Here is a 23,731-nt window from a genome sequence, read left to right as displayed (position 1 = left end):
TCCGGGCCGCGCCCTAGACTGGCCGCATGACCCAGACTTCCGAGCCCGTCGGCGCGTCCGAGCGCCGGGGCCCGCTCCGCGCGGGCGACCGCGTCCAGCTGACCGACGCCAAGGGGCGCCACCACACCATCGTGCTGACCCCGGGCAAGCAGTTCCACACGCACCGCGGGCTGTTCCACCACGACGACGTCATCGGCCAGCCCGAGGGCTGCGTGGTGACCAACACCGCGGGCTTCGACTACCTGGTGCTGCGCCCCCTGCTGAGCGACTTCGTGCTGTCCATGCCGCGCGGCGCCGCGGTGGTCTACCCCAAGGACGCCGGGCAGATCGTGCAGATGGCGGACATCTTCCCGGGCGCGCGCGTGGTCGAGGCCGGCGTCGGCTCCGGTGCCCTCACCATGTCGCTGCTGCGCGCCGTCGGCGACCAGGGGCAGCTCGTGAGCATCGAGCGCCGTGAGGACTTCGCGGACATCGCCCGCGCGAACGTCGAGTCGCACTTCGGCGGCCCGCACCCCGCGTGGCGCCTCGAGATCGGCGACTTCGCCGACCGCGTCGGCGACGCCTTCGAGCCCGGCACCGTCGACCGCGTGGTGCTCGACATGCTCGCGCCGTGGGAGAACATCGACGAGGCCGCCACCGCGCTCACCCCGGGCGGCGTGTTCCTCGCCTACGTCGCGACCACCACGCAGCTGTCCCGCCTCGCGGAGGACCTGCGCGAGCACGGCGGCTACACCGAGCCGCGCGCGTGGGAGTCGATGGTGCGCACGTGGCACCTCGAGGGCCTCGCCGTGCGCCCCGACCACCGCATGATCGGCCACACGGGCTTCCTGCTCACCGCGCGCCGCATGGCGCCGGGCGTCGAGCCGCCGCGCCGCACCCGCCGCCCCGCGAAGGGCTCGTACCCCACGGACGGGGACTGGAGCCCCGAGGACCTGGGCGAGCGTCCCGTGAGCGAGAAGAAGATCCGCAAGGTGCGCCGCGACGCGACCGCCGTGCGCGACCAGGCCGTCGAGGAGGACTGATGGTGGGGGAGGCCCAGGACGTCATCGGGCGCCTCGAGCGCCAGAACGCGGAGCTGCAGCGCCTGCTCACGCTCGCGCGCGACCAGATCGGCGAGATGCGCGAGAAGCTCGCGGAGGCCTCGCAGCCGCCGCAGTCCTTCGCGACGTTCGTCGAGTGGTCGGGCCGCAACGCCGACGTGGTCGCCTCCGGGCGCCGCATGCGCGTCGCGGTGCTGCCCACGCTCGAGGCCGACCTCGCGCCGGGCGACGAGGTGCTCCTCAACGCCATGAGCGTCGTGGTCGACGTCGCGCGCCCCGAGCGCACCGGCCAGGCGGCCATCGTGCGCGAGGTCGTCGACGCGGACCGCCTGCTCGTGGTCTCGCGCGGCGAGGACGAGCGCGTCGTCACCCTCATCGGCGGCGACGCCGCGCGCCGCGTCCACGAGGGCGACACCGTCATCTTCGACGCGCGCACGGGCTTCGCCTCCGAGAAGGTCGAGCGCACGGGCGTCGAGGCGCTGCTCCTCGAGGAGGTGCCCGACATCGACTACGCGTCGATCGGCGGCCTCACCCCGCAGATCGAGCGCATCCGCGACGCCATCGAGCTGCCCCTGGTCCACCCCGAGCTCTACCGCGAGCACGCGCTGCGCCCGCCGCGCGGCCTCCTCCTGTACGGCCCGCCGGGATGCGGCAAGACGCTCATCGCGAAGGCCGTCGCGCACTCGCTCGCCGAGGCCGTGGGCGCGGACCGCTCCTACTTCCTCAGCGTCAAGGGTCCCGAGCTGCTCAACAAGTACGTGGGCGAGACCGAGCGGTACATCCGCACCATCTTCGAGCGCGCCCGCGCCAAGGCGCACTCGGGTGCGCCCGTCGTGGTGTTCTTCGACGAGATGGACGCGCTGTTCCGCGCGCGCGGCTCCGGCGTGAGCTCCGACATGGAGACCACGATCGTGCCGCAGCTGCTCACCGAGCTCGACGGCGTCGAGGCGCTGGGCAACGTCATCGTCATCGGCGCCTCCAACCGCGAGGACATGATCGACCCCGCGATCCTGCGCCCCGGCCGCCTGGACGTGAAGATCGAGATCTCCCGGCCGAGCCCCGAGGCGACCGCCGACATCTTCGGCAAGTACCTCACCGCGGACCTGCCGCTCGCGCAGGCCGAGCTCGACGCGCACGGCGGCGACCGCGCCGCCACGGCGCGCGCGCTCATCGAGGCCGGCGTGGGCCGCATCTTCGCCCATGCGGACGCCTCGCGCCACGTGTCGGGCGCCGTGGTGCGCAACGTGGTCGACCGCGCCAAGACGGCCGCGATCAAGGGCGTCGTCGCGGGCCAGGCCAAGGGCCTCACGCGCGGCCACCTCGAGCTCGCCGCGGACCAGGAGCTCGCGGAGGCGCGCGCCGTCGCGTCCGGCACCCTCGCGGGGGAGTGACGTGCGGGTCGTCGGCATCGAGACGGAGTACGGCATCGTCGACCCCGACGAGCCCCGCGCCAACCCCATCCTGATGTCCTCGCGCCTGGTCGCGGCGTGCCGCGGCTGGGCGGGGGAGCGCACCACGCGCTGGGACTACGGCGGCGAGGACCCGTTGCAGGACCAGCGGGGCTTCCGCCGCTCGCGCGCGTCGGCGACCCCGGACCTGCTGACCGACGCCCCCGAGTACGACGAGTCCGCCGGCCACGTCACCCTGCGCCGCCGCCGCGGCTCGTGGGAGGATCCCGCCCACCTCAACGCGGTGCTCGCGAACGGCGCGCGCTTCTACGTGGACCACGCGCACCCCGAGTACTCGGGCCCCGAGGTCACCTCCGCGCGCGACGCGGTGATCTGGGATCGCGCGGGCGACGCGATCGCGCTGGCCTCGGCCGAGCGGTACGCCGCCGACGAGGGCTCCGCGGTGCACCTCTACAAGAACAACGTCGACGGCAAGGGCGCCAGCTACGGCACCCACGAGAACTTCCTCGTGAGCCGGGCCACGGACTTCGAGCACCTCGCGCGCCGCCTCACCCCGCACCTCGTCACCCGCCAGGTGTTCACCGGCGCGGGCCGGGTCGGGCTCGGGCCGTTCGGCGAGGCCGCCGGCTTCCAGATCTCTCAGCGCGCCGACTACATGGAGGCCGAGGTGGGCCTCGAGACCACCCTGCGCCGCCCCATCATCAACACGCGCGACGAGCCGCACGCCGAGCGCGCCCGCTACCGTCGCCTCCACGTCATCATCGGCGACGCCAACCTGTTCGACGTCGCGACGTACCTCAAGGTCGGCACGACGTCCCTCGTGCTGGCCGCGATCGAGGCCGACGACGAGCGCCTCGACGCGCTCGAGCTCGCCGCCCCCGTGGCCGCCGTCCAGGCGGTATCGCGGGACCTCGCGCTGCGCGAGCGCCTCGAGCTCGCCTCCGGCGAGGAGGCCACCGCGCTCGAGATCCAGCGCGCGCTGCTCGAGATCTGCCGCACCTATGCCACGGACGCGGGCGACGCGGCGATCATCGCCCGCTGGGAGGGCGTCCTCGAGCGGCTCGCCGCCGACCTGTTCAGCGCCGCGCGCGAGGTCGAGTGGGTGGCCAAGCTGCAGCTCCTCGGGCGCCTGCGCGCGCGCCACGCCTCCGACGCGCACCCCGACGGCCTGCCGTGGGACGATGCGCGGCTCGCCGCGATGGACCTGCAGTGGTCCAGGCTGGGGGACGGGTGGGCGACGCGGCTCGCGCAGGCCGGCCAGGTCGAGCGCCTCGCCACCGATGAGGAGGTCGCGGCCGCCGTCGCGGCCGCCCCGCAGGACACGCGCGCCCGCCTGCGCGGCGGCATCGTCGCGGCCCGCCCCGACCTCGTCGACGCGGCCGGCTGGTCCACCGTGGTGCTCGACCGCGAGACCGACCACGGGCACCTCGAGGTGGTCCATCTGGACGAGCCGCACGCGTCGCGACACCCCCTCCTCGACGCGCTCATCGGCGGATAGACTCGCGGGCATGGCCCAGCTCAACGCGCAAGGACAGCCCTACGAGGACGAGACCCCCGAGCCCGAGGCTCCCGCGCCCGCCGCGGCGGCGCAGGCCTCGAACGACGCGCTCGACGACCTCCTCGCGGAGATCGACGGCTCGCTCCAGGTCAACGCCGAGCAGTTCGTGCGGTCCTTCGTGCAGAAGGGCGGCCAGTAGCCTCCGCGGGCCGCTCACCATGCTTCCCACCGACATCCCGCCGCCCCTCGACGTCGACCCGGCGCGGCGCATCCTCGGCCTCGAGACCGAGTTCGGCCTCCACCTCGACACCGGCGCCGCGCGCCCCGTGACGCCCGAGGAGGTCGCCGGTCACCTGTTCCACTCCGTGGTCCAGTGGGGCCGGTCCTCGAACGTGTTCCTGCCGAACGCGTCACGCCTCTACATCGACGTCGGCGCGCACCCCGAGTACGCGACCGCCGAGTGCGACACCCTCACGGACCTCATCGCCCTCGACAAGGCGGGCGAGCGCATCGTCCACCACCTCGTCGCCGGGGGAGAGGAGCGCCTGCGCAACGCGGGCGTCGAGGGCACCATCCACCTCTACAAGAACAACACCGACTCCGCGGGCAACAGCTACGGCTGCCACGAGAACTACCTGGTGCGCCGGCGCGCGGACTTCAAGGCGTTCGCGTCGGCGCTGCTCCCGTTCCTGGTGACCCGCCAGATCGTCACCGGCGCGGGCACCCTCACGCGCACCCCCACGGGCGCGCATTACAGCTTCTCGCCGCGCGCCGACCACATGTGGGAGGGCCTCAGCTCGGCGACCACCCGGTCGCGCCCGATGATCAACACGCGCGACGAGCCGCACGCCAACGCCGAGCTGTACCGGCGCATGCACGTCATCGTCGGCGACTCGACCATGGCGGAGCCGACCACGCTGCTCAAGGTGGGCGCCACGGACCTGATCCTGCGCCTCATGGAGGCCCGCGTCGTCCTGCCCGAGCTCACGCTCGCGCGCGAGATGCAGGCCATCCGCGACGTCGCGCATGACCTCACGGGCGCCGCGACCGTCGAGCTCACCGACGGGCGTCGCCTCACCGCCGTCCAGATCCAGCAGGAGTACATCGACCTGGTGCGCCGCCACCTCGGCGGCGTCATCGCGCCCAGCGCCGAGGTCGACCAGATCCTCGACCTGTGGCAGCGCGGCGTCGACGCCGTCCGCACCGGCGACTTCTCCGGCGTCGAGTCGGAGCTCGACTGGGCGATCAAGCACCGCCTCGTCATGCGCTACCGCGAGCGGCTCGGCTGCGACCTGTCCGACGCGCGCCTCGCGCGCCTCGAGCTCGCGTTCCACGACGTGTCGCCCGAGCGGGGCGTGTTCTACCGGCTGCAGCAGCAGGGCCTGGTGCGGCGCATCGTCTCCGATGCGGACATCGAGCGGGCGATCACCACCGCCCCGCAGACGACGCGCGCGCGCCTGCGCGGCGCGTTCGTGACGAAGGCGCTCGAGTCCGGCCGCGACTTCACCGTCGACTGGGTGCACCTCAAGATCGCCGGCTCGTCCGGCACGACGGTGCTGCTCAAGGACCCGTTCCGCACCGAGGACGCGCGCGTCGACGCGCTCCTGGAGGCTCTTGAGCCGGCGTGACCGGCCGTAGACTCTTACGGTCCTGAAAGGAATTCTCCCCGATGCGTCGACTCGTCGTGCTCGCGCTCGCCCTCGCGTCCCTGACGCTGGCGGGCTGCACCGCCGCGCCCACGGACGCCTCGCCGAGCGTGTCGCCGTCGGGCGACATCTCCACCATCACGATCGGCGGCTCCGACACGCTCGCGCCGTCGCTCGAGTTCACCCCGGGCCTGACCTACGCGCAGGAGCAGTCGAAGGTCGTGTGGGACGGCGACGGCGAGTACCTGCAGGACGGACAGCCGCTGCTGCTCGACATCTACGGCGCCTCGCTCGACGACGGCACGACGCTCATCAACACCTACGACGGCCTGCCGCGCTCGTTCCTGCTCGCCCCCGAGGTGGTGGGCGAGGAGCTGTACAAGACGCTGCTCGACGTGCGGGTGGGCGCGCGCGTGCTGGTGGTCGCGCCGCCGTCGTTCGGCTCCGACACGGAGGAGCCGCCGATCGCCATGGTGATCGACGTGCTGCCCGACCACGCCGTCGGCACGGACGTCGCGCCCAACCCCGACCTGCCGACGGTCACGCGCGCGCGGAGCGGCGAGCCGTCCGTGGAGATCCCCCAGGGCGACCCGCCCACGGACCTCCAGGTCGCCACCCTGATCCAGGGCTCCGGCGCGCAGGTCAAGGACGGCTCCTACCTCACCGTGCAGTACACGGCCTGGTACTGGGCCAAGGGCAAGGACAAGGACGGCGCGTGGAAGAAGGGCGACGTGATGGAGTCGTCCTGGCCCGTCGACACCGCGCCCTTCGAGCTGCAGATCGGGTCCGGCCAGGTGATCCGCGGCCTCGACGAGGGGCTGCTCGACCAGACGGCCGGCTCGCAGGTCATGCTCGTGGTGCCCCCGAGCTACGGCTACGCGGACAAGGGCACGCTCGTCTTCGTCGTGGACATCCTCGACGTCTGGAACCCGGAGGGGAGCTCCTGATGGGAGTCGCCGTTCGTCTCATCCCGTGCCTCGACGTCGACGCGGGCCGCGTCGTCAAGGGCGTGAACTTCGAGAACCTGCGCGACGCGGGCGACCCCGTCGAGCTCGCCGCCGCGTACGGCGCCGCCGGCGCCGACGAGGTCACCTTCCTGGACGTCACCGCATCGTCCGGCAACCGCGAGACCACCTACGACGTCGTGGGCCGCACCGCGGACCAGGTGTTCGTGCCGCTGACCGTGGGCGGAGGCGTGCGCTCGCCCGAGGACGTTGACCGGCTGCTGCGCGCGGGCGCGGACAAGGTCGGCGTCAACACCGCCGCCATCGCGCGCCCCGAGCTCATCTCCGAGATCGCCCAGCGCTTCGGCAACCAGGTGCTCGTGCTGTCCGTCGACGCCCGCCGCTGCCGCGACGGCGCCTCCACGCCCTCCGGCTTCGAGGTGACCACGCACGGCGGACGCCAGGGCACGGGCATCGACGCGGTCGAGTGGGCGCGCCGCGGCGCGGAGCTCGGCGCGGGGGAGATCCTGCTCAACTCCATGGACGCCGACGGCACCACCGACGGCTTCGACCTCGAGATGCTCGCCGCCGTGCGCGCCGTGGTCGACGTGCCGCTCATCGCCTCGGGCGGCGCGGGCACCGTCGAGCACTTCGTCGAGGCCGCCAAGGCGGGGGCCGATGCGGTGCTCGCCGCGTCCGTCTTCCACTTCGGCACGCTGTCCATCCAGGAGGTCAAGGACGCCATGCGCGACGCCGGGATCGAGGTGCGATGACGGCCCCGACCGCCGCCACCCGCTACGAGACGTCCGGACGCTTCACCCGCAAGGCCGTGCAACTGCTCGCCCACGCGGTCCGCGAGCAGCCCTGGCAGTTCGGCATCGCGGTCGCCGCCGCCGCGGCGTTCAGCCTGCTCACCGTGCTGTTCGGCACCCTGCTGGGCGACGTCACCGACCAGGTGGTCATCCCCGCGGTCGCCGGCGACCCGATCGAGGGTTACTGGGGCCAGCGCACGCAGGACCCGAAGGTCGCCATCTGGCTGGTCGGCGGCGCGTTCCTGCTCATCGGCCTCGCGAACGCGGTCCTGGTGGGCGCGCGCCGCACCGTGCAGGGCTTCGGCGTCGCCGGCGTGGGCGCGAGCCACCGCCGGGTGGTGGCCGATGCGCTGGCGTCGCTTCCGCTCGGCTGGCACCGGTCCAACCCGTCGGGCCGCATGCTGTCCGCGATGTCCTCCGACTCGGAGACCGCGACGTCGCCGCTGCACCCGTTCGCCTTCACCATCGGCTCGTTCGTCATGATGTTCGCGGCCGGCTGGTCCATGTGGCGCATGGACCCGTGGCTCGCGGTCACCGGCCTCGCCGTGGTGCCCATCATCTTCGCCATCAACGTCGTGTACGAGAAGGTCATCACGCCGCGCTGGGACCTCGGGCAGAGCCTGCGCGCCGACGTGTCGACCATCGCGCACGAGAGCTTCGAGGGCGGCACCGTGGTCAAGGCGCTGGGCGCCGAGGACCGCGAGGTGGAGCGCTTCGCGCGCGTCGCCAACGACCTGCGCGACGCCGACACCCGCGTGGGCCACACCTCCGCGTGGTTCGAGCCGCTCATGGACGTCATCGTGCCGCTCGGCGCGGTCGCGCTCATGGTCGTGGGCGCGATGCGCGCCTCCGTCGGGGCGGTGTCCGTCGGCGACGTCGTCTCCGCGATCTACCTCGTCACGCTCATGGCGGTGCCGATCCGCGGCCTCGGCTGGGTGCTCGGCCAGATGCCGCAGGCGCTCGTGGCGTTCACGCGCATCGGCGGCATCGCGAAGGCCGCGACCGAGGTCGACGAGCCCGGCCACACCGAGATCGCGACGGCCGGCGCCGGCGGGGTGCGCTTCGAGAACGCCTCCATCGCCGCCGACGACGGCGACGGCGAGCTCGCCGTGATCCTGCACGACGTGTCGCTCGAGCTGCGCCCGGGCACCGTGACCGCGCTCGTCGGCTCGACCGGCTCGGGCAAGTCCACCGTCGCGCTGGCGACCGCGCGCCTCGCGCGCCCCTCGACCGGCGCGGTGACGCTCGACGAGACCGACCTCGAGGCGATCGCGCGCCTGGGCGACCACGTCGCCCTCGTGCCGCAGACCGCGTTCGTGTTCTCGGGCACGGTCCGCGACAACGTCACCCTCGGCGGCGACTTCACCGACGACGAGGTGTGGGAGTCCCTGCGCCGCGCCAACGTGGTCGACGTGGTCGAGCGCCTCGGCCGCGACGGCCGGACGGGGCTCGATGCCGTGCTCGCCGAGCGCGGCATGAACCTGTCCGGCGGCCAGCGTCAGCGCCTGGCTCTCGCGCGTGCGCTGGTGCGCGAGCCGCGCGTGCTCGTGCTCGACGACGCGACCAGCGCCGTCGACCCGCGCGTGGAGCGCGAGATCCTCACGGGCCTGGCGGGGGAGGACGGCCCGACCGTCCTGGTCATCGCGTACCGGTTGGCGTCGATCATGCTCGCCGACCACATCGTCCACGTCGACCGCGGCCGCGTGGTCGACGCGGGGTCCCACGCCGAGCTGATCGCGCGCGACCCCGGCTACCGCGAGCTGGTGCTCGCCTACGAGGAGGACTCCCGGCGTCAGGCCGAGGAGCAGGCGGGATACGTGGGATGAGCGAGGACATGACCTTCCGTCGGCTGTTCAGGCGCGGCATGGAGCTGAGCCCGGAGTTCCGCAAGGGGCTCGGGGTGACGCTCGCCCTCGCGGCGATCGCGGCCTCGGGCCGTGCCGCCACGCCGTTCCTCACGCAGCGCGTGACCGACCTGGGCCTCATGGCGCCCGGCGGCGTCGATATCGGCCTCGTGGCCGGCTACGCCGCCGCGGGCGCGGTGGTGCTGATCGTGGCCGCCTCGCTGTCGTACATCGTGCGTCGCCGCATGGTGACCGCCGCGGAGGCGGGCCTCGCGACGCTGCGGATCCGCGCGTTCGGCAAGGTCCACGAGCTGTCCGTGCTCACGCAGAACGAGGAGCAGCGCGGCCGGTACGTGTCACGCGTCACGGGTGACGTCGAGACGATGCGCGACCTCATGCAGTGGACCGGCGCCGCGATGATCATCTCCGCGATGGAGGCCTGCGTGGTCTTCGTGGTGATGCTCGCGTACTCGTGGCAGCTCGCGCTCATCGTGCTCGTCGCCTTCGTGCCGATGTCGCTCACGCTCGTGTGGATCCAGCCGCGCATCAGCGAGGCGTTCTCGCGCGTGCGCGGCCGCATGGCGGACCTCATGGGCCGCACCTCCGAGCAGCTCGTCGGGGTCTCGACGATCCGCGCCTACGGCGTCCAGCAGCGCATGCGCGACCAGCTCGGCGGCGACATCGACGCGATCCTCGCGGCCGAGAAGCGGGCCTCGCTGCTCGCGTCCGTGACGTTCTCCTCGACCGCGTTCGGCCAGTCGCTCGCGACCGGCATCGCGCTCGTCGGCGGCACGCACCTCGCGCTCGCCGGGGAGATCTCCGTCGGCACCGTCGTCGCGTTCGCGTTCCTCGTGTACATGTTCGCGGGCCCGCTCATGTGGATCATCGAGATGCTCGCGGAGATGCAGCGCGCCCTCGTCGGCTGGCGCCGCGTCGTCGAGCTGGTCGACGAGAAGATCACCATCCCCGATCCCGGCGAGGACGGCACCGCTATCCCGCACGGCCGCGGCGACCTCGTCATGGACGGCATCCGCCTCACCTATCCCGGCGGCCCGGAGGTGCTCAAGGGCATCGACCTGCACCTCCCCGCGGGCAAGCGACTCGCGCTCGTCGGCACCACCGGGTCCGGCAAGACCTCGCTCGCGCGCCTCATGTCCCGCTTCTTCGACCCCACCGAGGGCACCGTGCACGTCGGCGGCGTCGACCTGCGCGAGGTGCCCATGGGCTCGCTGCGCCGGTCCGTCGCGGTGGTGCCGCAGGAGGGCTTCCTGTTCGACGGCTCGGTGCTGTCCAACCTGCATTACGCGGTCCCGGACGCGCCCCACGAGGAGCTCGAGAGCCGCGCCCACGCGGCGTTCGAGTCGCTCGGGCTCGAGGGGTGGGTCAAGACGCTTCCCCACGGGTTGGACACGCACGTCGGCCCGCGCGGCGAGTTGCTCTCGGCCGGCGAACGTCAGCTGGTGTCGATCGCGCGGGCGTACTTGCGCGACCCCGACCTGCTCATCCTTGACGAGGCAACGTCCGCCGTGGACCCTGCGACCGAGGTGCGCATCTCGCGCGCGCTCGAGTCGCTCATGCAGGGCCGCACGGCGGTCGTCATCGCGCACCGCCTGTCGACCGCGGAGCGCGCCGACATCGTGGGCGTGATGGAGCACGGCGAGCTCATCGAGCTGGGCCACCACGACGAGCTGGTCGCGGCCGGTGGCACGTACGCCGGCCTCCACGAGGCCTGGGTGGCGCAGACCCGCGACTGAACCCGCGCATCGTCCCTGGAAAGGTGACGCGGATCACGTCCCGCGCGACGGGCGTGGCGTGGTCGCGCGCGGGGCGGCGATGGTTGGATGGGCGCGGGGCCGTGGACGATGCGGCGCCCGGGTGAGGAGCATGACGTGACGGAGTCCTTGGCGGCCAGCGTGCGAGGCCTGCGCCTGTCCGCGTTCGACGCGCACCTCATCCGGCTCGAGTCGCTCACCGTCCGCGAGCTCGTGGCGCTGTCGAAGGCGCGCAAGATGGGCCTGACCGAGGTGTTCGACCTGCTGTCGGACACCGACTACCTGGTGTCCGACTGGCACGCCTCGTGGAAGGCGGCCTACGACCTGGTCCAGCGGGTGTGCCTCGAGCACGGGCTCGAGGGGCTGCCCCCGATCTGCTCGGCCGCGGCCGACGTCGCCGCGTGCCAGGGCCTCGCGCGGCTGTTCGGCTCGGACGTGTCGATCGACATCCACCTCACGCTGTCCGAGCCGTGGCGGTACGTGATGGAGCGCAACGGCGGGCGCTGAGCCCGTTCACGCCGACCGCGTTCCACACGGATCCTGCATTCGGCGCCGCTCGACTCGGCGTTTGCCGCGCGAGTTGCATCCCAGAGCGCTCCCACCAGGCGGCTCGTGTGGAGGGGTGCATCGGTGCGAGGCGTCACCCGTGGAAGGATGGGCTGCATGCCTCTCGACGCCGACCTCGCAGCGCGCCTCAAGCGCGACCCCGCCGGACTCGTCTGCGCCGTGGTCCAGCAGCATGACACCCGCGAGGTGCTCATGGTGGCGTGGATGAACGACGACGCCCTGCACGAGACCCTCACCAGCGGCCGCGCCGTCTACTGGAGCCGTTCGCGCCAGGAGCTGTGGCGCAAGGGCGACACCTCCGGCAACGTCCAGCGCGTCGTGCGCGTGAGCCTCGACTGCGACGGCGACGCGCTGCTGCTCGAGGTCGACCAGCAGGGTCCGGCCTGCCACACGGGCACCCGCACGTGCTTCGAGGCCGGGGGAGACCTGGGCGCCGTGAACGGCCTGGAAGGCGCCGCATGACCGCCGTGTCCGTCGAGTGGGGCCAGACCTGGCCCACGCTCGAGGGCTTCGTCGACCTCGGCGCCTCGCACCGCGTGGTGCCCGTGGTCCGCCGCCTGCTCGCCGACTCGCTCACACCCGTCGCCGTCTACCGCGCCCTCGCGCAGGAGCGGCCCGGCACGTTCATCCTCGAGTCCGCCGAGCCCGACGGCTCCCGCGCGCGCTTCTCGTTCGTGGGCGTGCGCAGCCGCGCGATGCTCACCGTGGACGGGGACGATGCGCGGTGGAGCGGGGACGTCCCCGTGGGCCTGAGCGACGGCGCGCCCCTGCAGGCCATCGCGCACGTGCTGGACGAGATGCGCTCCGAGGCGATCGAGGGCCTCCCGCCGCTCACGGGCGGCATGGTCGGCGTGCTCGGCTGGGACATCATCCGCCAGTGGGAGCCGACCCTGCCCATGAAGGCGCCACGCGAGCTCGACGTGCCCGACGTGCTGCTGCTGCTCGCGACCGACATCGCCGCGATCGACCACCGCGACGGCTCGGTGTGGCTCATCGCCAACGCGGTGAACGCCGATGCTCAGGAGACGGGCATCGAGAACGCGTACGCCGACGCCGTCGCGCGTCTCGACCGGATGGAGCGAGAGCTCGCCGCCGCCGTCCCCGGACCGCTGTCCGTCCTCACCGACGGCCCGGAGCCCGAGATCGCCCAGCGCAGCGCGCCGGGCGAGTACGAGAAGGCCGTCGACTTCGCCAAGGAGGCGATCCGCGACGGCGAGGTGTTCCAGATGGTGCCCTCCCAGCGCTTCGACGTCGCGTGCGACGCGACCCCGCTCGAGGTGTACCGCGTGCTGCGCACCCTCAACCCCAGCCCGTACATGTACTACTTCCAGCTCGAGGACGACCAGGGCCGCGAGTTCGCGGTCGTCGGCTCGAGCCCCGAGTCGCTGTGCACAGTCAAGGACGGCCGCGTGTCGACCTTCCCGATCGCGGGCTCGCGCCCGCGCGGCGCGACCCCGGCGGAGGACAAGGCGCTCCAGGAGGAGCTCCTCGCCGACCCCAAGGAGATCGCCGAGCACGTCATGCTCGTCGACCTCGCGCGCAACGACCTCGTCAAGGTGTGCGAGCCCACCTCCGTCGAGGTGGTCGAGTTCATGCAGGTCAACCGCTACTCGCACATCATGCACATCTGCTCGACCGTCGTCGGGAGCCTCGAGAGCCCCCACGGCGCCCTCGACGCGTTCCAGGCGGTGTTCCCGGCCGGCACGCTCTCGGGCGCACCCAAGCCGCGCGCCATCGCGCTCATCGACGAGATCGAGCCCACGCGCCGCGCCTTCTACGGCGGCGCGGTCGGCTACCTCGACTTCGCCGGCAACATGGACATGGCCATCGCGATCCGCACCGCGCTCATCGCGGACGGCACCGCCCACGTCCAGGCCGGCGCCGGCGTGGTCGCGGACTCCGTGCCCGCGAACGAGGCCGCCGAGACCCGCCACAAGGCCGCCGCGCTCATCCGCGCGATCGCCACAGCGACGCGCCTGGCGACGTCCCCGGCTTCGCTACACTGACGCGCAATCCTTCCAGTCCCCGAGGAGCAACAATGTCGAGCATCCACCTGGAGCCCCAGGACCTTCCCGAGATCGCGCCGCACAACCACGGCAAGACGCGCGCCGCCTGGGTCACCAACGTGGGCCTCGTGATCGCAGCCCTGATCATGTCCGTCGGCATCGCGATCCCGGTCCACCCGCTGACCTTCGCCGGCATCGGGGTCGCCGTCGTGTCGCTCGCCGCCGGCGCCGTCCTGCGCGCGCTCGGCCACGGTCAGCCGCTCGCCTAGGCACCCTGTGCCGGAACCTTGGGGCGTCCTTGGGCGTCCCTTGACGGCGGTAGCATGACCGCTATGGGAGAGGGTGGAATGAGCGTTCTCGACAGCATCGTGGGAGGTGTGCTCGAGGACCTCGCGGTCCGCCAGGAGCTCACCTCCATGGACCAGCTCAAGGAGCGCGCCGCGCGCCTCCCGAGCGCCCTCGACGCCCGGGCCGTGCTGGCCCGCGACGAGGTGGGCATCATCGCGGAGGTGAAGCGCTCGAGCCCGTCGAAGGGCGAGCTCGCCGACATCGCCGACCCGGCGCTGCTCGCCACCGAGTACGCCGCCGGCGGCGCGTCGGTCATCTCCGTGCTCACCGAGCAGCGCCGCTTCAACGGCTCGCTCACGGACCTCGACGCGGTCCGCGCGAAGGTGGACATCCCCATCCTGCGCAAGGACTTCATCGTCACCCCCTACCAGGTGTGGGAGGCGCGCGCCCACGGCGCGGACGTCGTCCTGCTCATCGTCGCGGCGCTCGAGCAGCTCGCGCTCGAGAGCCTGGTCGAGCGCGTCCACTCGCTCGGCATGCTCGCGCTCGTCGAGGTGCACGATGCGGAGGAGGCCAAGCGTGCCGCCGACGCCGGCGCGACGGTCATCGGGGTCAACGCCCGCAACCTGCGCACGCTCGAGGTCGACCGCACCACGTTCGCGCGTGTCGCCCCGCACATCCCCGACGGCATCCTCAAGATCGCCGAGTCGGGCATCCGCGACAGCCACGACGTGGTCGAGTACGCCCGCCTGGGCGCCGACGCCGTGCTGTGCGGAGAGGCGCTGGTCAAGGACCGCGACCCGCGCGCGACCGTGGCGGAGATGGTCGCCGCCGGCGCCCACCCCGCGCTGCGTTCGGTTCGTCCGTGACGGGCTCGCTCCAGTCGGCCCCGGGGCCCTTCTTCGGCGAGTTCGGCGGGCGCTTCGTGCCCGAGGCCCTCATGGCGGCCCTCGACGAGCTCACCGACGCGTACGACAAGGCGCGCATCGACCCCGCCTTCACCGGCGAGCTCGAGCGCCTCGCCCGCGACTACACGGGCCGCCCCAGCATCGTCACCGAGGTGCCCCGCTTCGCCGCCCACGCCGGCGGCGCCCGCGTGTTCCTCAAGCGCGAGGACCTCAACCACACCGGCTCGCACAAGATCAACAACGTGCTCGGCCAGGCGCTGCTCACCAAGCGCCTGGGCAAGTCCCGCGTGATCGCCGAGACCGGCGCCGGCCAGCACGGCGTCGCGACCGCGACCGCGGCGGCGCTCATGGACCTCGAGTGCGTCATCTACATGGGCGAGGAGGACACCGAGCGCCAGTCGCTCAACGTCGCCCGCATGCGCCTGCTCGGCGCCGAGGTGATCCCCGTCGCGACCGGCACCCGCACCCTGCGCGACGCCATCAACGAGGCGTTCCGCGACTGGGTCGCCAACGTCGACACCACCAACTACGTGTTCGGCACCGCGGCCGGCCCGCACCCCTTCCCGGCGATGGTGCGCGACTTCCAGCGCGTCATCTCGGTCGAGGCGCGCGAGCAGATGCTCGCCCTCGGCGGACTGCCCGACGCCGTCCTCGCGTGCGTGGGCGGCGGCTCCAACGCGATCGGCTCGTTCGACGCCTTCCTGGACGATGCATCGGTCCGGCTTATCGGCTGCGAGGCCGCGGGCGATGGGGTCGAGACGGGACGCCACGCGGCGACCCTGACGGGCGGCCGCCCCGGCATCCTCCACGGCTCGCTGTCGTACATCCTCCAGGACGCCGACGGCCAGACGCAGCCCTCCCACTCGATCTCGGCCGGCCTGGACTACCCGGGCGTCGGCCCCGAGCACACATGGCTGTCGAGCATCGGCCGCGCCGAGTACTGGCCCGTCACCGATGCCGAGGCCATGGAGGCCTTCCGCCTGCTCACCCGCACCGAGGGCATCCTGCCCGCCATCGAGTCCGCGCACGCCCTCGCCGGGGCGATCCGGCTCGGCAAGGAGCTGGGTCCCGGCGCCACGCTGCTCGTGACCCTGTCGGGGCGCGGCGACAAGGATGTGGAGCAGGCCGCCCGCTGGTTCGACATGCTCCCGGAGGAGGACGCGTGAGCGCCCTGACCGACCGCCTCGACGCGTGCAAGGCCGAGGGGCGCGCCGCGCTCGTCGGCTACCTGCCCGTCGGCTACCCCGACGTCGAGACGTCGATCGCCGCCATGCGCGTGCTGGTGGAGGCCGGCTGCGATGTGGTCGAAGTCGGCCCCCCGTACTCCGACCCGGTGCTCGACGGCCCCGTGATCCAGCACGCGGCCGCGGTCGCGCTCGAGCGCGGCGTCACGGTGGACGATGCGTTCGTCGCCGTGCGCGCGGTCGCGGAGGCGGGCGCGGTGCCGGTCGTGATGAGCTACGCGAACCTCATGCTCCAGCGTGGTTGGGACCGCTTCGCCGCCGACCTCAGGGCCGCCGGGGGCGCGGGCGTCATCACGCCCGACCTCACCCCGGACGCCGCCCCCGAGTGGGTGGACGCGGCGCGCGCGGCGGAGGTCGACACGATCTTCCTGGTCGCCCCGTCCACGACGCGCGAGCGCATGCGGCTCACGTGCGACGCCACGCGCGGCTTCGTGTACGCCACCCCGCTCATGGGCGTGACGGGCGAGCGCGCCGCGCTGGGCGACGCGGCCGAGCGGGTGGTCCGCGAGGCACGCGAGGCCGGTGCCGAGCGCGTCTGCATCGGCGTGGGCGTGTCCACCGGCGAGCAGGCGGCCGAGGTCGCCGGCTTCGCCGACGGCGTCATCGTCGGCACGGCCTTCGTCCGCGCCCTGGGCGACGAGGGCGACCTCGAGCGCCTGCGCGCCAAGGTGGCCGAGCTCGCGGCGGGCGTGAGGTCGGCCGCGTGAGGACCTTCATCCCCAGCCCGCCCATCGAGTGGAGCTCGTTCTCGATCGGCCCGCTCACCATCCACGCCTACGCGCTCTGGATCATGCTCGGCATCGTGGTGGCCGTGTGGCTCACCACGCGGCGCTGGGTCGAGCGCGGCGGCGACCCCGAGGCCGTCTACGACATCGCGTTCTGGGCGATCCCGTTCGGGATCGTCGGCGGGCGGATCTACCACGTCATCAGCACGCCGGCCCCGTACTGGGGGCCGAACGGGCACCCGTGGGACGCGCTCAAGATCTGGAACGGCGGCCTGGGCATCTGGGGCGCGATCGCGCTCGGGGCGCTCGGCGCGTACATCGGCGCCCGGCGTGCGGGCGTGAGCTTCACGGCCTTCGCGGACTCCGCGGCGCCCGGCGTGCTCATCGCACAGGCGATCGGCCGCATGGGCAACTACTTCAACCAGGAGCTCTTCGGCGGCCCCACCACGCTGCCGTGGGGCCTCGAGATCGACCCCGCCTTCCGCCCGGACGGCTACGCGCAGTTCGCGACGTTCCACCCGACGTTCCTCTACGAGCTGCTGTGGAACCTCGCCGGCGCGGCGCTCATCATCTACCTCGACCGCCGTCTCAAGCTGTACGGCGGCCGCGTGTTCTGGCTGTACGTCATCGTGTACGTGTCGGGACGCATCTGGATCGAGCACCTGCGCATCGACGAGGCGGTCACGGTCCTGGGTCTCCGGATCAACGAGTGGGTGTCGGTCGTCGTGCTGCTCGGCGCCATCGGCGCGTTCGTGGGCCTAGGATGGCGGCAGCGCAAGGCGCCCGAGCGACCGGACCGGTCGCTGCTCGCGGCGCCCGCCTCCCACCCCGAGGACGATGCTGCGCCTGGCGTCGATGGAACGTCTGATGTCGCCGACACCCAGGGTGACGGCCCCACCGGGGCCTGAGCACGGGATTCCGCGCCTGCCGTCGTTCGCGGTAGGCTGAACGCCCGTGTCAACACCGGGTCGACGGCGCCCCGAAATCTACGAATGTCCCCGTACTCCCGGGGACGCTTAAGGACGGTGTGATGGTCGCGCATCTTGGCGCTCCCCAGCCTGCGACGGGGCTCTACGACCCCGCGTACGAGCACGACGCGTGCGGCGTCGCCTTCGTGGCGACCCTGCGCGGGACGGCGGGCCGGGACATCGTCGATGCCGGCCTCACCGCGCTGAAGAACCTCGAGCACCGCGGCGCCGTCGGCGCCGAGACGGAGACCGGCGACGGCGCGGGCCTCCTCACCCAGGTGCCCGATGCGTTCCTGCGCGAGGTCGCCCCGTTCGAGCTGCCCGAGGCGGGGGAGTACGCCGTCGGCATCGCGTTCCTCACGCCCGGCTCCGAGGCCGCCGAGGTGGCCGCGTTCGAGTCCGCCGCGGACCAGGAGGGCGTGACCGTCCTCGGCTGGCGCGACGTGCCCACCAACCCCGAGCCGCTCGGCCCGAGCGCCCGCGGCGCCATGCCGACGTTCCGCCAGGTCTTCCTCGCGGTCGACGGGGTGTCCGGGATCGACCTCGACCGCCGCGCCTACCGTGTGCGCAAGCGCGCCGAGAACGCTGGCGGCCCCTTCTTCGCGTCGCTGTCGTCGCGCACCCTCACGTACAAGGGCATGCTCACGACCTACCAGCTCGAGCAGGTCTTCCCGGACGTCACGCACCCGCTGTTCGCGTCCGAGCTCGCGCTCGTGCACTCGCGCTTCTCGACCAACACGTTCCCGTCGTGGCCGCTCGCGCAGCCGCTGCGCGGCATCGCGCACAACGGCGAGATCAACACCGTCCGCGGCAACCGCAACTGGATGGCCGCGCGCGAGGGCATGCTGCGCTCCGAGCTGCTGGGCGACCTCGCGCCGCTCATGCCGGTGTGCACGCCCTCCGCGTCCGACACCGCGTCCTTCGACGAGGTCCTCGAGCTGCTGCACCTGGGCGGCCGGCCCATCCAGCACGCGCTGCTCATGATGATCCCCGAGGCGTGGGAGAACAACGAGGCGATGGACCCCGCCCGCCGCGCCTTCTACGAGTACCACTCGGCGCTCATGGAGCCGTGGGACGGCCCCGCCGCGCTGCACTTCACCGACGGCACCGTCATCGGCGCCACGCTCGACCGCAACGGCCTGCGCCCCGGACGCTTCTGGGTGACCGACGACGGCCTCGTCGTGTGCGGCTCCGAGGCCGGCCTGCTCGACCTCGACCCCGCGAAGGTGATCCGCAAGGGCCGCCTCCAGCCGGGCCGCATGTTCCTCGTCGACACCGGCGCGGGCCGCATCGTCGAGGACGAGGAGATCAAGTCCGCCCTCGCGGAGGAGCAGCCGTACGAGCAGTGGGTCGCCGACAACGCGATCCGCCTGTCCGAGGTGCCCGACCGCGAGCACATCTCCCACTCGGCCCGCTCGGTCCAGCGCCGTCAGCGCGCCTTCGGCTACAGCGAGGAGGAGCTCAAGATCCTGCTCGCACCGATGGCCCGCGAGGGTGTCGAGCCGATCGGCGCGATGGGCTCCGACACCCCGATCGCGGTCCTGTCGCAGCGGCCGCGCCTGCTGTTCGACTACTTCGTGCAGATGTTCGCGCAGGTGACCAACCCGCCGCTGGACTCCATCCGCGAGGAGATCGTCACTGCGATCGGCGGCGCGCTCGGCCCCGAGCCGAACCTGCTCGACGCGACCCCCGAGCACGCGCGCAAGATCATCATCGACTTCCCGGTGATCGACAACGACGAGCTCGCGAAGATCCTGCACATCGACCGCGACCCCAAGCGTCGCGGGGTGTTCTCGGCGCGCAAGATCCGCGGCCTGTACCCGGTCAAGGGCGGCGCCGAGGCGCTCGACCAGCGCCTGTCGGAGATCTTCCGCGAGGTCGACGAGGCGATCGAGGACGGCGTGTCCTTCCTCGTGCTGTCCGACCGCGACGCGAACCCGGACCTCGCGCCCATCCCGTCGCTGCTGCTCACGTCGGCCGTGCACCACTACCTCGTGCGCACGCACCGCCGCACTCAGCTGTCGATGGTCGTCGAGGCCGGCGACGTCCGCGAGGTCCACCACGTCGCGCTCCTCATCGGCTACGGCGCGGGCTGCGTCAACCCGTACCTCGCGATGGAGACGGTCGAGGACCTCGCCAACCGCGGCTACCTCGGCGACGTCACCCCCGAGAAGGCGACGCGGAACCTCATCAAGGCGCTCGGCAAGGGCGTCCTCAAGATCATGTCCAAGATGGGCATCTCCACCATGGCGTCCTACCGCGGCGCGCAGGTGTTCGAGGCGATCGGCCTGTCCAAGGAGCTCGTCGACCTTCACTTCAACGGCACCCCCAGCCAGATCGACGGCGTCGGGCTCGACGTGGTCGCCGCGGAGGTCGCGGCCCGCCACGCCGACGCGTACCCGGCGTCCGGCGAGCTGCCGCCGCACCAGCGCCTGCGCACCGGCGGCGAGTACCAGTGGCGCCGCGACGGCGAGGAGCACCTGTTCGACCCGGAGACGGTGTTCAAGCTCCAGCACTCGACGCGCACCCGCCGCTACGACGTGTTCCAGGAGTACACGGACCGCGTCGACGAGCAGTCCAAGCGCCTCATGACGCTGCGCGGCCTGCTCGAGCTCAACTCGGGCCTGCCCGCCGTCGACATCGACGAGGTCGAGCCGATCAGCGAGATCGTCAAGCGCTTCAACACGGGCGCCATGTCGTACGGCTCCATCTCGCAGGAGGCGCACGAGACGCTCGCGATCGCGATGAACCGCCTCGGCGGCCGCTCCAACACCGGCGAGGGCGGCGAGCCCGTCGAGCGCCTGTACGACCCCGAGCGCCGCTCCGCGATCAAGCAGATCGCGTCGGGCCGCTTCGGCGTCACGAGCGAGTACCTGGTCAACGCGGACGACATCCAGATCAAGCTCGCGCAGGGCGCCAAGCCCGGCGAGGGCGGCCAGCTGCCGGGCAACAAGGTCTACCCGTGGGTGGCCGAGACCCGCCACGCGACCCCCGGCGTGGGCCTCATCTCCCCGCCGCCGCACCACGACATCTACTCGATCGAGGACCTCAAGCAGCTGATCCACGACGCGAAGAACGCCAACCCCAAGGCGCGCGTCCACGTCAAGCTGGTGGCCGAGGTCGGCGTCGGCACCATCGCCGCGGGCGTCGCCAAGTGCAAGTCCGACGTGGTCCTCATCTCGGGACACGACGGCGGCACCGGCGCGAGCCCGCTGAACTCGCTCAAGCACGCCGGCGCCCCGTGGGAGATCGGCCTCGCCGACACCCAGCAGACGCTCGTGCTCAACGACCTCCGCGACCGCATCGTGGTCCAGGTCGACGGCCAGATGAAGACCGGCCGCGACGTCGTCATCGCCGCCCTGCTGGGCGCCGAGGAGTTCGGCTTCGCGACCGCCCCGCTGGTGGTCGAGGGCTGCATCATGATGCGCGTCTGCCACCTCGACACCTGCCCGGTGGGCGTCGCCACCCAGAACCCCGAGCTGCGCTCGCGCTTCTCGGGCAAGCCGGAGTTCGTCGAGACCTTCTTCGAGTTCATCGCGACGCAGGTCCGCGAGCACCTCGCGGCGCTCGGCTTCCGCTCCATCGCGGAGGCCGTGGGCCACGTCGAGGCGCTCGAGACCCGCGCCGCGATCGCGCACTGGAAGGCGCAGGGTCTCGACCTCGCGCCGATCCTCGCGCGTCCCAAGGCCGGCGCGGCGCTCATGAACTCGACGACGCAGGACCACGGCCTCGACGAGGCGCTCGACAACACGCTCATCGCGCAGGCCCAGCCCGCGCTCGAGCGCGGCGAGCCCGTCCGCATCGTCAGCGACGTGCGCAACATCAACCGCACCGTCGGCACGATGCTCGGCTACGAGGTCACGCGCCGCTACCGCGGCGAGGGCCTCGCGGACGACACGATCGACGTGACGTTCCGCGGCAGCGCCGGCCAGTCGTTCGGCGCGTTCGTCCCGCGCGGCATCACGCTGCGCCTCGAGGGCGACGCGAACGACTACGTCGCGAAGGGCCTGTCCGGCGGCCGCATCGTCGTGCGTCCCGCCCGCGAGTCCATGCTCGACGAGACGCGCGACGTCATCGCGGGCAACGTGGTCGGCTACGGCGCCACCGGGGGAGAGATCCTTCTGCGCGGCCAGGTCGGCGAGCGCTTCCTCGTCCGCAACTCGGGCGTGACCGCGGTCGTGTCGGGCGTGGGCGACCACGGCCTCGAGTACATGACCGGCGGCACGGCCGTGATCCTCGGCCGCACGGGCCGCAACCTGGGCGCAGGCATGTCGGGAGGCACGGCCTACGTGCTCGACCTGCGGCCCGAGCGCGTCAACGCGCAGTCCGTGGCCTCGGGGGAGCTCACGCTGAGCCCGCTCGACCCCGAGGACCAGGTCATCGTCCGCACGCTCGTCGAGCGGTTCGAGGCCGAGACCCACTCGCCGGTGGCGCGCGAGCTGCTCGCCGACTGGCCGATGACGGTTGCGCGGTTCACGCGCATCCTGCCCGCACAGTACGCACGCGTCCGCGAGGCGCTGTCCGAGCTCGACGCCCGTGGCGGCGATCTCACCGCCCCCGGTGCGTGGGCCGAGTTCCTGGAGGTGACCGGTGGCTGACCCGCGTGGATTCCTGAAGGTGCGCGAGCGGGAGGTCCCGCCGTACCGTCCCGTTCCCGTCCGCCTGCGCGACTGGAGCGAGGTCAAGGACGAGCTGGGGCGCGACGAGGTGGTCCTCAAGCGCCAGGCCGGACGATGCATGGACTGCGGCATCCCCTTCTGCCACCAGGGCTGCCCGCTGGGCAACCTCATCCCCGAGTGGAACGACCTCGTGTGGCGCGGCCAGTACGCCGACGCCATCGAGCGGCTCCACGCGACCAACAACTTCCCGGAGTTCACGGGCCGCATCTGCCCGGCGCCGTGCGAGACGTCGTGCGTGCTGGGCATCAACCAGCCCGCCGTCACCATCAAGAACGTCGAGGTCGAGATCATCGAGCGCGCGTTCGAGGACGGCAACGTCACGCCGCACATCGCGCAGCGCCACACCGGCAAGACGGTGGCCGTGGTCGGCTCGGGCCCCGCCGGCATGGCGGCCGCCCAGCAGCTCACGCGCGCCGGCCACACGGTCGCGGTGTACGAGAAGGACGACCGCATCGGCGGCCTGCTCCGCTACGGCGTGCCGGACTTCAAGATGGAGAAGCACGTCATCGACCGCCGCGTGGCGCAGATGGACCGCGAGGGCACCCGCTTCCGCACGGGCGTGACGATCGGCACCGACATCACCTGGGACGACCTGCGCGCCCGCTACGACGCCGTGCTCATCGCCACGGGCGCCCCGGTCGAGCGCGACCTGCCGATCCCGGGCCGCGAGCTCGACGGCATCCACTTCGCGATGCCGTACCTGCACCAGGGCAATCAGGCCGCCGCGGGCGACGAGGTCGTGCACCAGATCCACGCCCAGGGCAAGCACGTCATCGTCATCGGCGGCGGCGACACGGGCTCCGACTGCATCGGCACGGCCCTGCGCCAGGGCGCCGCGAGCGTCACCACGCTCGCCATCGGCAAGAAGCCCCCGACGGAGCGTCCCGACAGCCAGCCGTGGCCCACCGACCCGCGGCTCTTCGAAGTGTCCTCGAGCCACGAGGAGGGCGGAGAGCGCGACTACCTCGCGTCCACCGTCGAGTTCCTCGGCGACGAGAACGGTCACGTGCGGTCGCTCCGCGTCGCCGTGACGCAGTACAACCCCGACGGATCCCGCACCCCGACCCCGGGGACCGAGCGCGAGATCCCGGCGGACCTGGTCCTCATCGCGATGGGCTTCACTGGGCCAGAGGTCACGAACCTCCAGGCACAGTCCCAGGTAGCGTTGACAACGCGCGGTCAGATCGAGCGCGCGCACGACTACGCGACCACCCAGGAGGGCGTGTACGTGGCCGGCGATGCCGGTCGCGGAGCGTCCCTCGTCGTCTGGGCGATCGCGGAAGGACGAGCGGCCGCGGCCGCCATAGATGAATACTTGTCAGGGAGCACCGAGCTCCCGGCGCCGGTGACGGCGCACACGACGGCGCTTCGCGCCTGAACG

Annotated in this window: 19 protein-coding genes; all 19 read left to right on the top strand. The window is 72.4% G+C overall.

What is annotated here, in order from left to right; all coding sequences use genetic code 11:
- The first annotated feature begins 26 nt into the window (after positions 1-26).
- The 19 genes from AOM04_RS10885 (at position 27) to AOM04_RS10795 (ending at position 23,728) form a co-directional block, all read left to right on the top strand.
- Positions 27-1,022: a tRNA (adenine-N1)-methyltransferase gene (locus AOM04_RS10885; protein ID WP_062464804.1), complete on the top strand. Its 996-nt coding sequence runs from the start codon at positions 27-29 to the stop codon at positions 1,020-1,022.
- Positions 1,022-2,431, top strand: a complete 1,410-nt coding sequence (gene arc / locus AOM04_RS10880; protein ID WP_062464803.1) for a proteasome ATPase — start codon at positions 1,022-1,024, stop codon at positions 2,429-2,431. The genes AOM04_RS10885 and arc overlap by 1 nt, the downstream gene beginning before the upstream one ends.
- 1 nt (position 2,432) lies before the next feature.
- Positions 2,433-3,947 (top strand): depupylase/deamidase Dop, encoded by a 1,515-nt coding sequence (dop, locus tag AOM04_RS10875; RefSeq protein ID WP_062464802.1) that lies wholly within the window; start codon positions 2,433-2,435, stop codon positions 3,945-3,947.
- 10 nt (positions 3,948-3,957) lie between these two features.
- Positions 3,958-4,146, top strand: coding sequence for a ubiquitin-like protein Pup (locus AOM04_RS10870; protein ID WP_062464801.1), 189 nt, complete (start codon positions 3,958-3,960; stop codon positions 4,144-4,146).
- Positions 4,147-4,165: 19 nt separating this feature from the next.
- Complete coding sequence (gene pafA / locus AOM04_RS10865) at positions 4,166-5,575, top strand: Pup--protein ligase (protein WP_062464800.1); 1,410 nt, start codon at positions 4,166-4,168, stop codon at positions 5,573-5,575.
- Between the two features lie 41 nt (positions 5,576-5,616).
- On the top strand, positions 5,617-6,540 hold the full coding sequence (locus AOM04_RS10860; RefSeq protein ID WP_062464799.1) for an FKBP-type peptidyl-prolyl cis-trans isomerase: 924 nt from the start codon (positions 5,617-5,619) through the stop codon (positions 6,538-6,540).
- On the top strand, positions 6,540-7,310 hold the full coding sequence (hisF, locus tag AOM04_RS10855) for an imidazole glycerol phosphate synthase subunit HisF (RefSeq protein WP_062464798.1): 771 nt from the start codon (positions 6,540-6,542) through the stop codon (positions 7,308-7,310). The genes AOM04_RS10860 and hisF overlap by 1 nt, the downstream gene beginning before the upstream one ends.
- Positions 7,307-9,175 carry an ABC transporter ATP-binding protein gene (locus tag AOM04_RS10850; protein WP_062464797.1) on the top strand — a complete coding sequence of 623 codons (1,869 nt, stop codon included), beginning with the start codon at positions 7,307-7,309 and terminating at the stop codon, positions 9,173-9,175. The genes hisF and AOM04_RS10850 overlap by 4 nt, the downstream gene beginning before the upstream one ends.
- Positions 9,172-10,947, top strand: coding sequence for an ABC transporter ATP-binding protein (locus tag AOM04_RS10845; RefSeq protein WP_062464796.1), 1,776 nt, complete (start codon positions 9,172-9,174; stop codon positions 10,945-10,947). Before AOM04_RS10850 ends, AOM04_RS10845 begins: the two co-directional genes overlap by 4 nt.
- Positions 10,948-11,082: 135 nt before the next feature.
- Positions 11,083-11,472 (top strand): hypothetical protein, encoded by a 390-nt coding sequence (locus AOM04_RS10840; protein WP_156160701.1) that lies wholly within the window; start codon positions 11,083-11,085, stop codon positions 11,470-11,472.
- A 156-nt stretch (positions 11,473-11,628) separates the two neighbouring features.
- Complete coding sequence (hisI, locus tag AOM04_RS10835) at positions 11,629-11,994, top strand: phosphoribosyl-AMP cyclohydrolase (protein WP_062464794.1); 366 nt, start codon at positions 11,629-11,631, stop codon at positions 11,992-11,994.
- Positions 11,991-13,538 carry an anthranilate synthase component I gene (locus AOM04_RS10830; RefSeq protein WP_062464793.1) on the top strand — a complete coding sequence of 516 codons (1,548 nt, stop codon included), beginning with the start codon at positions 11,991-11,993 and terminating at the stop codon, positions 13,536-13,538. The genes hisI and AOM04_RS10830 overlap by 4 nt, the downstream gene beginning before the upstream one ends.
- Positions 13,539-13,570: 32 nt before the next feature.
- Positions 13,571-13,807, top strand: a complete 237-nt coding sequence (locus tag AOM04_RS10825; protein WP_062464792.1) for an HGxxPAAW family protein — start codon at positions 13,571-13,573, stop codon at positions 13,805-13,807.
- A 78-nt stretch (positions 13,808-13,885) separates the two neighbouring features.
- Positions 13,886-14,695, top strand: coding sequence for an indole-3-glycerol phosphate synthase TrpC (gene trpC, locus AOM04_RS10820; RefSeq protein ID WP_062464791.1), 810 nt, complete (start codon positions 13,886-13,888; stop codon positions 14,693-14,695).
- Positions 14,692-15,900: a tryptophan synthase subunit beta gene (gene trpB / locus AOM04_RS14995; protein ID WP_062464790.1), complete on the top strand. Its 1,209-nt coding sequence runs from the start codon at positions 14,692-14,694 to the stop codon at positions 15,898-15,900. Before trpC ends, trpB begins: the two co-directional genes overlap by 4 nt.
- Positions 15,897-16,685, top strand: coding sequence for a tryptophan synthase subunit alpha (gene trpA / locus AOM04_RS14625; protein ID WP_062464789.1), 789 nt, complete (start codon positions 15,897-15,899; stop codon positions 16,683-16,685). Before trpB ends, trpA begins: the two co-directional genes overlap by 4 nt.
- Positions 16,682-17,611, top strand: a complete 930-nt coding sequence (lgt, locus tag AOM04_RS14620) for a prolipoprotein diacylglyceryl transferase (protein ID WP_062464788.1) — start codon at positions 16,682-16,684, stop codon at positions 17,609-17,611. The genes trpA and lgt overlap by 4 nt, the downstream gene beginning before the upstream one ends.
- A 122-nt stretch (positions 17,612-17,733) precedes the next feature.
- Positions 17,734-22,269, top strand: coding sequence for a glutamate synthase large subunit (gltB, locus tag AOM04_RS10800; protein ID WP_062464787.1), 4,536 nt, complete (start codon positions 17,734-17,736; stop codon positions 22,267-22,269).
- Positions 22,262-23,728 (top strand): glutamate synthase subunit beta, encoded by a 1,467-nt coding sequence (locus AOM04_RS10795; RefSeq protein WP_062464786.1) that lies wholly within the window; start codon positions 22,262-22,264, stop codon positions 23,726-23,728. Before gltB ends, AOM04_RS10795 begins: the two co-directional genes overlap by 8 nt.
- Positions 23,729-23,731: the final 3 nt, after the last annotated feature.

It is taken from the genome of Demequina soli (assembly GCF_000971195.1).
GTDB lineage: Bacteria > Actinomycetota > Actinomycetes > Actinomycetales > Demequinaceae > Demequina > Demequina soli.
This window is presented reverse-complemented; position numbering and strand designations above follow the sequence as displayed.

What these genes read in the sequence shown, in the direction of transcription:
- AOM04_RS10830 (WP_062464793.1), top strand. Translation starts at nt 11,991, where the DNA reads ATGACCGCCGTGTCCGTCGAGTGGGGCCAGACCTGGCCCACGCTCGAG.
- hisF (WP_062464798.1), top strand. Translation starts at nt 6,540, where the DNA reads ATGGGAGTCGCCGTTCGTCTCATCCCGTGCCTCGACGTCGACGCGGGC.
- AOM04_RS10870 (WP_062464801.1), top strand. Translation starts at nt 3,958, where the DNA reads ATGGCCCAGCTCAACGCGCAAGGACAGCCCTACGAGGACGAGACCCCC.
- arc (WP_062464803.1), top strand. Translation starts at nt 1,022, where the DNA reads ATGGTGGGGGAGGCCCAGGACGTCATCGGGCGCCTCGAGCGCCAGAAC.
- AOM04_RS10850 (WP_062464797.1), top strand. Translation starts at nt 7,307, where the DNA reads ATGACGGCCCCGACCGCCGCCACCCGCTACGAGACGTCCGGACGCTTC.
- trpC (WP_062464791.1), top strand. Translation starts at nt 13,886, where the DNA reads ATGAGCGTTCTCGACAGCATCGTGGGAGGTGTGCTCGAGGACCTCGCG.
- pafA (WP_062464800.1), top strand. Translation starts at nt 4,166, where the DNA reads ATGCTTCCCACCGACATCCCGCCGCCCCTCGACGTCGACCCGGCGCGG.
- AOM04_RS10845 (WP_062464796.1), top strand. Translation starts at nt 9,172, where the DNA reads ATGAGCGAGGACATGACCTTCCGTCGGCTGTTCAGGCGCGGCATGGAG.
- gltB (WP_062464787.1), top strand. Translation starts at nt 17,734, where the DNA reads ATGGTCGCGCATCTTGGCGCTCCCCAGCCTGCGACGGGGCTCTACGAC.
- AOM04_RS10885 (WP_062464804.1), top strand. Translation starts at nt 27, where the DNA reads ATGACCCAGACTTCCGAGCCCGTCGGCGCGTCCGAGCGCCGGGGCCCG.
- hisI (WP_062464794.1), top strand. Translation starts at nt 11,629, where the DNA reads ATGCCTCTCGACGCCGACCTCGCAGCGCGCCTCAAGCGCGACCCCGCC.
- AOM04_RS10860 (WP_062464799.1), top strand. Translation starts at nt 5,617, where the DNA reads ATGCGTCGACTCGTCGTGCTCGCGCTCGCCCTCGCGTCCCTGACGCTG.
- AOM04_RS10825 (WP_062464792.1), top strand. Translation starts at nt 13,571, where the DNA reads ATGTCGAGCATCCACCTGGAGCCCCAGGACCTTCCCGAGATCGCGCCG.